The sequence below is a fragment of the Streptomyces sp. ISL-94 genome (genome assembly GCF_018614075.1).
Taxonomy (GTDB): Bacteria; Actinomycetota; Actinomycetes; order Streptomycetales; family Streptomycetaceae; genus Streptomyces.
Map to the genome: position 1 here is coordinate 24,476 of NZ_JAGGOZ010000115.1, position 8,398 is coordinate 32,873.

General features: G+C 75.2%; 8 protein-coding genes. 3 read left to right on the top strand and 5 right to left on the bottom strand.

The genetic code is table 11. The annotated features are described in order from the left end of the window. Positions 1 to 77: 77 nt before the first annotated feature. Positions 78 to 518 (bottom strand): MarR family transcriptional regulator, encoded by a 441-nt coding sequence (locus J7E94_RS29795; protein ID WP_308345520.1) that lies wholly within the window; start codon positions 516 to 518, stop codon positions 78 to 80. A gap of 376 nt (positions 519 to 894) precedes the next feature. Then, positions 895 to 3,291, bottom strand: coding sequence for an endopeptidase La (gene lon, locus J7E94_RS29800; RefSeq protein WP_215019916.1), 2,397 nt, complete (start codon positions 3,289 to 3,291; stop codon positions 895 to 897). A 270-nt stretch (positions 3,292 to 3,561) separates the two neighbouring features. Here lon and J7E94_RS29805 point away from each other — a divergent pair, with 270 nt between their 5' ends. After that, a complete protein-coding gene (locus tag J7E94_RS29805; RefSeq protein WP_251057430.1) occupies positions 3,562 to 3,810 on the top strand; it encodes a hypothetical protein in 249 nt (82 codons plus the stop codon). A 33-nt stretch (positions 3,811 to 3,843) separates the two neighbouring features. After that, on the top strand, positions 3,844 to 4,236 hold the full coding sequence (locus J7E94_RS29810) for a nuclear transport factor 2 family protein (RefSeq protein WP_215019917.1): 393 nt from the start codon (positions 3,844 to 3,846) through the stop codon (positions 4,234 to 4,236). Here the strand turns inward: J7E94_RS29810 and J7E94_RS29815 are convergent. Both J7E94_RS29815 and J7E94_RS29820 read right to left on the bottom strand, forming a co-directional pair. Continuing rightward, positions 4,215 to 5,111: a sulfurtransferase gene (locus J7E94_RS29815; protein WP_215019918.1), complete on the bottom strand. Its 897-nt coding sequence runs from the start codon at positions 5,109 to 5,111 to the stop codon at positions 4,215 to 4,217. The genes J7E94_RS29810 and J7E94_RS29815 overlap by 22 nt on opposite strands. 555 nt (positions 5,112 to 5,666) lie before the next feature. Next, entirely contained in the window at positions 5,667 to 6,989 is a 1,323-nt protein-coding gene (locus tag J7E94_RS29820) for a hypothetical protein (protein WP_308345521.1), read from the bottom strand. 101 nt (positions 6,990 to 7,090) lie between these two features. On the opposite strand from J7E94_RS29820, the gene J7E94_RS29825 reads away from it, so the two are divergent. Further along, the gene (locus J7E94_RS29825) at positions 7,091 to 7,675 is read left to right on the top strand and encodes a hypothetical protein (RefSeq protein ID WP_215019919.1); all 585 of its coding nucleotides are present in this window, start codon (positions 7,091 to 7,093) and stop codon (positions 7,673 to 7,675) included. On the opposite strand, the gene J7E94_RS29830 is transcribed toward J7E94_RS29825, so the two are convergent. Continuing rightward, positions 7,672 to 8,398: TetR/AcrR family transcriptional regulator (locus J7E94_RS29830; RefSeq protein WP_308345522.1), on the bottom strand; the 727-nt coding region annotated here is incomplete at its 5' end. The two genes, J7E94_RS29825 and J7E94_RS29830, sit on opposite strands and share 4 nt — an antisense overlap.

Below are 8,398 nucleotides of genomic sequence, written 5' to 3' on the forward strand. Positions count from 1 at the left end.
TCCGCGGCACAGCGTTCGGCGCCCTGCGGGGGCGCCCCGGCACACACCCGGCCCCGTCGGCGCCGACGCCGGGTGGGCTACTCGGCTCCCGCGTTCAACTGGTTGAGCAGCCGGGCCAGTTCCGCGACCTCGCCGCGGTCCCAGTCGGCGAGTTTGCGCATGTACTGCTCGCGCCGGGCGTCCCGTACGCGCAGGAACCGCTCGCGGCCCTCGTCGGTGAGGCCGACCAGGAAGGCCCGGCCGTCGGCGGGGTCCGGCTCGCGGGCGACCAGGCCCAGGACCTCCAGGGCCCGCAGCTGGCGGCTCATGGTGGCCTTGCCGACGCCGAAGTACGCGGCGAGCTCGGTGGCCCGCTGCCGGCCGGCGGCTTCCAGGCGGGTGAGGAGCCCGTACGCGGCGGGTTCCAGCTCGGGGTGGAGCTCGCGGGCCATCTCGCCGGAGGAGGCCCGGGCGCGCCGGAGGAAGACGGACAGCTCCCGCTCCAGGGCAAGGAACTCCTGGTCTTCGCTCGCGTGCACGTCCCGCTCCTTCAGTGGCCAGTGTGGTGGGGCCAGTATTTCGCAGCGGACATGCCGGTGGCCCGGGGCCCCGCCGGAGCGGGAGGCCGGGCCGTGGCCGGGGTCGGAACCACCAGGGACCGGGGGCCGCCGGAGCGCCCCCCGCCCCCGGTTACGGCGGGGCCGCGTGTGTGGCGGGGCGCCCCCGCAGGGCGCCGAACGCTGTGCCGCGGAACCGTCCGGCCCCTGGCCGCGTTCGGCGCCCGAGGAGGTGCCCCGGCGCGCGCCCGGCCCCGCCGGAACCGGCCCCGCCCGCGCCCGGCCGCCCGCGCCCGGCCGCCCGGCTGCCCGGCTGCCCGGCTGCCCGACTGCCCGACTGCCCGACTGCCGCCAGGCGTTACGCCGCCGCCGTGACGGTCACCTCCGCCGGGGACAGGGCGAGCTCCAGCACCTGGCGCACATCGGTCACCGGGTGCACCTCCAGTCCCTCCAGCACCTCGGCCGGGACGTCGTCCAGGTCGGCCTCGTTGCGCTTGGGGATGATGACGGTGGTCAGCCCGGCCCGGTGCGCGGCGAGCAGCTTCTGCTTGACCCCGCCGATCGGCAGGACCCGCCCGGTCAGCGAGACCTCGCCGGTCATCGCCACGTCCGTGCGCACCTGCCGCCCGGAGAGCAGCGAGGCGAGGGCCGTCGTCATGGTGATGCCCGCGCTCGGGCCGTCCTTGGGCACCGCGCCCGCCGGGAAGTGGATGTGTACGCCGCGGTCTTTCAGGTCGGCGACCGGGAGTTCCAGTTCGGCGCCGTGCGAGCGCAGGAAGCTGAGCGCGATCTGCGCCGACTCCTTCATCACGTCGCCGAGCTGGCCGGTGAGCGTGAGCCCCGCGGCCCCGGTCTCCGGGTCGGCCAGCGAGGCCTCCACGAAGAGCACGTCGCCGCCCGCGCCGGTGACCGCGAGGCCGGTGGCCACGCCGGGGACGGCGGTGCGCCGCTCGGCCGGGTCCTGGGCGGATTCCGGCACGTGGTGCGGACGCCCGATCAGCCCCCGCAGATCGTCGGCGCCGACCCGGAAGGGCAGCTCCCGCTCCCCCAGCTCATGCTGCGAGGCGACCTTGCGCAGCAGTCGCGCAAGGGACCGCTCCAGGGTGCGGACGCCCGCCTCCCGGGTGTACTCCCCGGCCAGCCTGCGCAGGGCGTCCTCCTCCAGGACCACCTCGTCGGCGCCGAGGCCGGCGCGCTCCAGCTGGCGCGGCAGCAGGTGGTCCCGCGCGATCACGACCTTCTCGTCCTCGGTGTACCCGTCGAGGCGGACGAGCTCCATGCGGTCGGCGAGCGCCTCCGGAATGGCCTCCAGCACATTGGCGGTGGCCAGGAAGACGACATCGCTCAGGTCCAGCTCCACCTCCAGGTAGTGGTCCCGGAAGGTGTGGTTCTGCGCCGGGTCCAGGACCTCCAGCAGGGCGGCCGCCGGGTCTCCGCGGAAGTCGGAGCCGACCTTGTCGATCTCGTCGAGCAGCACCACCGGGTTCATCGACCCGGCCTCCTTGATGGCCCGTACGATCCGGCCCGGCAGCGCGCCGACGTAGGTCCGGCGGTGTCCCCGCACCTCGGCCTCGTCCCGTACGCCGCCGAGCGCGACGCGGACGAACTTGCGCCCCATGGCGTGCGCGACGGACTCCCCGAGCGAGGTCTTGCCCACGCCGGGCGGCCCGACGAGCGCGAGCACGGCCCCGCCGCGGCGGCCGCCGATGACGCCCATCCCCCGCTCGGAGCGCCGCTTGCGCACGGCGAGGTACTCCGTGATGCGGTCCTTCACATCGCTCAGCCCGGCGTGCTCGGCGTCGAGGACGGCGCGGGCGCCGCGGATGTCGTACCGGTCCTCGGTGCGCTCGTTCCAGGGCAGTTCGAGCACGGTGTCCAGCCAGGTCCGGATCCAGGACCCCTCGGGGCTCTGGTCGCTGGCCCGCTCGAGCTTGTCGACCTCCTTGAGCGCGGCCTCCCGTACCTTCTCGGGCAGGTCGGCGGCCTCGACGCGGGACCGGTAGTCGTCGGACTCCTCGCCCTCCTTCTCCCCGTTCAGCTCGCGCAGTTCCTTGCGCACAGCCTCCAGCTGGCGCCGGAGCAGGAACTCCCGCTGCTGCTTGTCGACACCGTCCTGGACGTCCTTGGCGATGGACTCGGCGACGTCCTGCTCGGCGAGGTGCTCGCTGAGCCACTGGATGGCGAGCTTGAGCCGGGCGACCGGATCGCCGGTTTCCAACAGTTCGACCTTCTGGGCCACCGTCAGGAAGGGCGAGTATCCGGAGTTGTCGGCGAGCGCCGACACCCCGTCGATCTGCTGGACCCGGTCCACGACCTGCCAGGCCCCGCGCTTCTTGAGCCAGCTGGTGGCGAGCGCCTTGTACTCCTTGACGAGTTCGGCGACGGCCCCGGGCAGCGGATCCGGAACCTTCTCCTCCACGGTCTCGCCCTCGACCCAGAGCGCGGCCCCGGGCCCGGTCGTCCCGGCTCCGATCCGGACCCGCTCGCGACCGCGGATGAGCGCCCCGGGATCCCCGTCGGAGAGCCGGCCCACCTGCTCGACGGTCCCGAGCACCCCGGTCCCCGCGTACTTCCCGTCGACCCGCGGCACGAGCAGCACCCGGGGCTTCCCGCTCCCCGCCGCCGCCTGCGCCGCCTCCACGGCCGCGCGCACCTCGGTGTCGGACAGATCCAGCGGTACGACCATCCCAGGCAGCACGACCTCGTCGTCGAGCGGCAGCACGGGCAGGGTGAGCGGTACGGACGTCGAAGCCATGATCTTCCCTCCGGCAGTGAAGTTGAGCTATGCCGACTCAATGCATGTGCGCGCCCCGATGTTCCCCAACCGCCGTTCGCCGGGGGCGAACACCTCCGTCGGCGACACCGACGGGCCGCCTGGAGGTGCGGGGGTGGGGCGGGCCTCTTAGCGTCGACGTGCCAAGCCGCGTGCCACCCGCCTGCGGCGCGCCCATGCGACCGAGAGGTACTCCATGGCAGTCGTGATGACCTTTTCCTGGCCCGAGATCACCCCGACGTCTACGACGCGGTGCGCCAGAAGGCCCGCTGGGAGGAGGACGCTCCGGACGGGTGCGTGCTGCACACCGCGTGGTTCGTCGACGGCGGTCTCGACGTGCTGGACATCTGGGAGTCGCAGGACCACTTCAACCGGTTCATCGCCGCCAGGATCGCGCCCGTGCTCAAGGGTGCGCTGGGCGTGCAGAGCGACCCCGAGCCGCACTTCTTCCCCCTGCACAGGCGCTTCGTCGCCCCGGGGATCAGTGGCGGCGGAGCCTGAATCCGTTCCCCGACGAGGACGTGAGAGGGACTGATGGCCGATCACCCGCACATCGCCTTGTTCCACCGCACTCTGGCCGCCTTCTCGGCGGGCGACATGGATGCGCTCGCCGAGTTCTTCCATCCCGACGTGGTCTGGCACATCGGGGGCAGGAATCCGCTGGCCGGAGACCATCGGGGGCGTGAAGCGACGTTCGCGTTTTTCGGCCGGGAGTTCGAGCTGACGGGCGGCACGTATCGTCCGCGGCTCCACGACGTCCTCGCCAACGACGAACACATGGTCGGGCTGCTCCATGTCACGGCGTCACGTGAGGCCAAGACCCTCGACATGGACTACGCCCTCGTCCTCCACGTCATGGACGGACTCATCACGGAGGGCTGGGTGATGACTACGGACCCGCCCGCCTACGACGAGTTCTGGTCGTAGGCGCGCCGGCCGGAACCGGCCTCGCCGGTGGCCACGGGGAGCGCCGAGGGCTTGCCCCACTCGCTCCAGGAGCCGTCGTACACGGCGAGTTCCCCGTACCCGGCCAGGTCCGCCCCCAGGGCGAGCACACACGCCGTCACCCCGGAGCCGCAGCTGAAGTACAGCCGTTCGCGATCCCCGGCCACCGCTTCGAAGGCCTGGCGGAGCTCCCCGGCGGGCCGCATCAGGCCGCCGTCCTGCTGGAGTTCCCCAAACGGCAGGTTGAGCGCGCCCGGCATGTGGCCGCCGCGGAGGCCCGGGCGGAGTTCGGGGGCCGTGCCGGCGAAGCGCTCGCGGGTGCGGGCGTCGAGGACCGCCGCGGCGGGGTCGGCCAGGGCGGCGGTGACGGCCGCGGCGTCGACCAGGAGCCCGGCGCGGGGGCGGGCCGTGAAGGAGCCGCGCGGGCCCTCATACGCGGGGGCGGTGGGCTCGACGGGCCGTCCGGCGGCCGTCCAGGCGGGCAGGCCCCCGTCGAGGACGGCGGCCCGGTCGAATCCCATGGCGCGCAGCATCCACCAGGCGCGGGCGCTGGAGTAGATGCCTGCGCCGTCGTAGACGACGACGGCGGAGGTGTCGTCCACGCCGAGGGCCCGCATCGCCTCGGCGAACTCCGCGGCCCCGGGCATGGTGTGCGGGGCGGGGGCCGCGTGGTCGGACAGCTCCCCGTCGAGGTCGAAGGGGCGGGCGCCCGGTATGCGGTGGCCGGCGCCGCGGTGGGCGCCGACGGAGGCGTCGAAGACGACCAGCCAGGGCGCCCCGAGCCGCTCGGCCAGCCAGTCGGCTCCGACCAGCGGGCCGGGCGGGAAGTCGGCTGTCGCGGGCGCGGGCGTGGTCATTCGGCACCTCCGGAAGGATGCGGCGGGCCCCCGCCCGGGATACCCGGCGGCGCGGCCCGCCGCCTGTGTGCGGCACGGTTCGCCCCATCCTCCCTCCGCCCCGGCCCCGGCCGAGCCCCGGGCCTCGCCCCGAGGACCCGGCCGCGGCGTCCGCGTCCAGAGGGCTACCGGCAGGTGTCCGGGCTGCGGCCCGCCAGGCCCGCTCGTGGGCGCGCGTACGGGAGCCGCGCGGACCCCGCCCGGGGCCCGCAGCCCGTCCCACCGCCCGGAGGGCCGTCGGCAGTGTCCGGTCTTCGGCCGGCAGGGCCGCGTCGGGCGCACGGCCGGGCCCCCGCAGGACACCCGTCCCTCCCACCCGCCCGGAGGGCCGTCGGCAGCGTCCGGTCTTCGGCCGGCAGGGCCGCGTCGGGCGCACGGCCGGGCCCCGCAGGACACCCGTCCCTCCCACCCGCCCGGAGGGCCGTCGGCAGTGTCCGGCAGGGCCGCGTCGGGCGCACGGCCGGGGCCCCGCAGGGCACCCGTCCCGCCGTCCCGCCCTCCCATCCGCCCGGAGGGCTACCGGCAGTCGTCCGGCCGGGCGTACACCGCCACCCGGGCCCCGCGCACCTCGGTGACCGAGCACAGGTCGAACCAGGCCGCCAGCGTCTGCCGCTTGACCGCCTCGCGCGGGTACGGGTCCACGGGCTGCCCCGCCGGGTCCAGCAGGGCGATGACCCTCGGGGAGCCGATCAGCGCCTCGCGGATCTCCGCCGAGGGCAGTTCGGTGCCCTGGAGGCTGTGGGAAGCGGCCGGGGAGCGGTCCAGCGCCACGTCGCGCAGGCCCTCGTACACCCGGGGCGAGGACAGCAGCCACTCACGCCGCCGCGACGGCAGAAAGACGACCGCGTCCCCCGGCCGGGCCCGTTCCCGGACGGCGGCGGCCACCGCGAGGACGTCGTCCTTGCGGCTCTCGGGCGTACGCAGCCACGCCGACCAGAAGGCGAACGGCACGAGCAGCGCCCCCACCAGCAGCCACGGCCACCACCCGCGGGCGGCCGCGAGCCGGGCCCCCGCCGGCAGGGCGAGCCCGGCCAGCGCGTAGAGCACGTACCGGTCGACGTACCAGGGGTGCAGCAGTGAGACCGCCATCAGCAGACCGGGCGGCAGCAGGGCGAGGGGGACGGCCACCCGTACGAGGTCCCGGTCCCCGGCGCCCCGCGCGAGCAGCAGCACCGCGCCCGCGAGCACCCCGTACGCCGCCCAGTCCTGCCAGCCCGGCCGCCCGAGCCAGCCGAGCTGCTGCGCGGCCTGGCGGGCGCTCACCAGGGCCAGCGGGAGCAGCAGGGCGGCGACGGCCCCGGCGGCGATCCGCCAGCCGCGCGAGCGCCAGGCGGTGAAGCCGTGGGCGAGCAGGGCCAGTACGGCGAACTCGTGGAGCCAGCAGCCGAGCAGCAGCACCACCGCGTACGCCGTCCACCGCTCGCGCAGCATCAGGTACGTCGCCCACACCACCGCCGCGGCGGCCAGGGCGTACGAGCGCCCCTCCTGGGCGTACATCTGCACGGGCGGCAGTACGGCGTACACCAGCCCCGCGAGCAGCGCGGCCCGCTCCCCCGCGAGTCGGTGGGCGATCGCGGCCACCCCGGCGGCCGCGAGGGCGGTGGCGGCGACGGAGGGCAGGCGCAGGGCGCACAATCCGCCGCCGTCCCAGGCCAGGAACACGCCGTGCATCAGGAGGTAGTACAGGCCGTGCACGGCGTCCACCTGGCCCAGCAGTTCCACGAGCCCGCCGAGCGGCCGGTGGGCGACCTGCCAGGTGACGGATTCGTCGCGCCACATGCTGCCGCCGCGCTCCAGGCCCCAGAGGCCGAGGAGGAGGGCGAGCAGCGGGGGCAGCACGCGCCAGGGGGCGATGCGGCGGATGTCGGCCTCCTGGTGCTGTCGTCACGGGTGTGGGCACTCCATACTCGGGGGTGGGCCGAGTACCTGCGGAGGTGGGTGTGCGAGCGTTCCGGGCGGTGGCGGTGAGGGTGGCCGCGGTGCTGAGTGCGGTGGTCCTGGCGGGGTGCGGGCCGTCCAGCTCGGGATCCGGCCCGGGATCCGGCTCCGGCGACGACGGTGACGCGCCCCCGGCGGCCACGGCGCCCCCGGCGGCCACGGCGTCCACGACGGCCGCCCCGACGCCGGCCGCCCCGACCACGCCTCCCGGCCCCACCCCTCCCGCCGCCTCCAAGCCGCCCGCCGCCGAGGAGACCCTGGTCCGGGTCAGCCGCAGCGGCGGCTTCGCCGGCGAGACGCACGTCCTCGTCGTCAAGGGCGACGGGTCGTGGACCCGGCTGGACGGCAAGGCGCAGCCGGAGGGCTCCGGCCGGCTGAAGCCGGCGGATCTCGACGCCCTGCGCGCTGCCCTGGAGGAGGCGGACTTCGCCCGCCTGCCGCGCATCGCGACGAGCAGCCCCCAGATCTTCGACGGGTTCTTCTACGCCTTCGTGCACGGCGGGTACGAGGTCGCCGCCGATCAGGGCGCCCTGTCCCCGGCCCTGGAAAAGGTGCTGGCCCCGCTGCCCCCCTTCACGAACGGTTAGCCGGGGCCGGGGGCCTGGGCGGCGGCGATCTCCCGCAGCTGCCGGTCGAGGTACGCCCGCAGCCGCGCCGGCATGTCCACGCTCCCGGGGTCCAGCACCCACTGGATCTGGAGGCCGTCCATGACCGCGAGGATCTCCCGGCCCACGGCCTCGCAGTCGGTGCCGGGCCGCAGCTCGCCGCGGGCGACGCCCGCGTCCAGCAGCTCGACGGTGTGGCGGAGCACGCGGGCGTAGCGCTGCCGGAAGTAGCCGTGGGCGGGGTGCCCGGGATTTCCGGACTCGCCGACGAGGGTGTTGAACATCCGGACGATGCCGGGCCGCCGCTCGTTGTCGGCGGCGAGGGCCACGATGGTGTCGAAGTGCGCGGCGACCGATCCGGCCGACGCGCTGAACAGCCGTTCCACGTCGTGCTGCTCGCTCTGCGCGAGCACTGACAGCAGCAGGTCCTCCTTGCTGCGGAAGTGGTGCAGCAGCCCGCCCTGGGTGATCCCGCAGCCGGCCGCGATCCGGGCCAGCGAGGAGGCGTGGAAGCCCCACTGCGCGAAGTGCTCGACCGCGGTGTCGAGGATCTTCTGCCGCCGGGCGTCGCCCACCGCGTAGGTCCCCCGGCCCGCGGTCCCACGGCCCGCGGCGCTGGGGCTCGCGGCCTCGGGGCCCGTGGTCCTCGGGGCCGGTCGCCCCTGTTCCTGTGCCATGCCGACCACCCTAGTGCTGTGGCCGGAA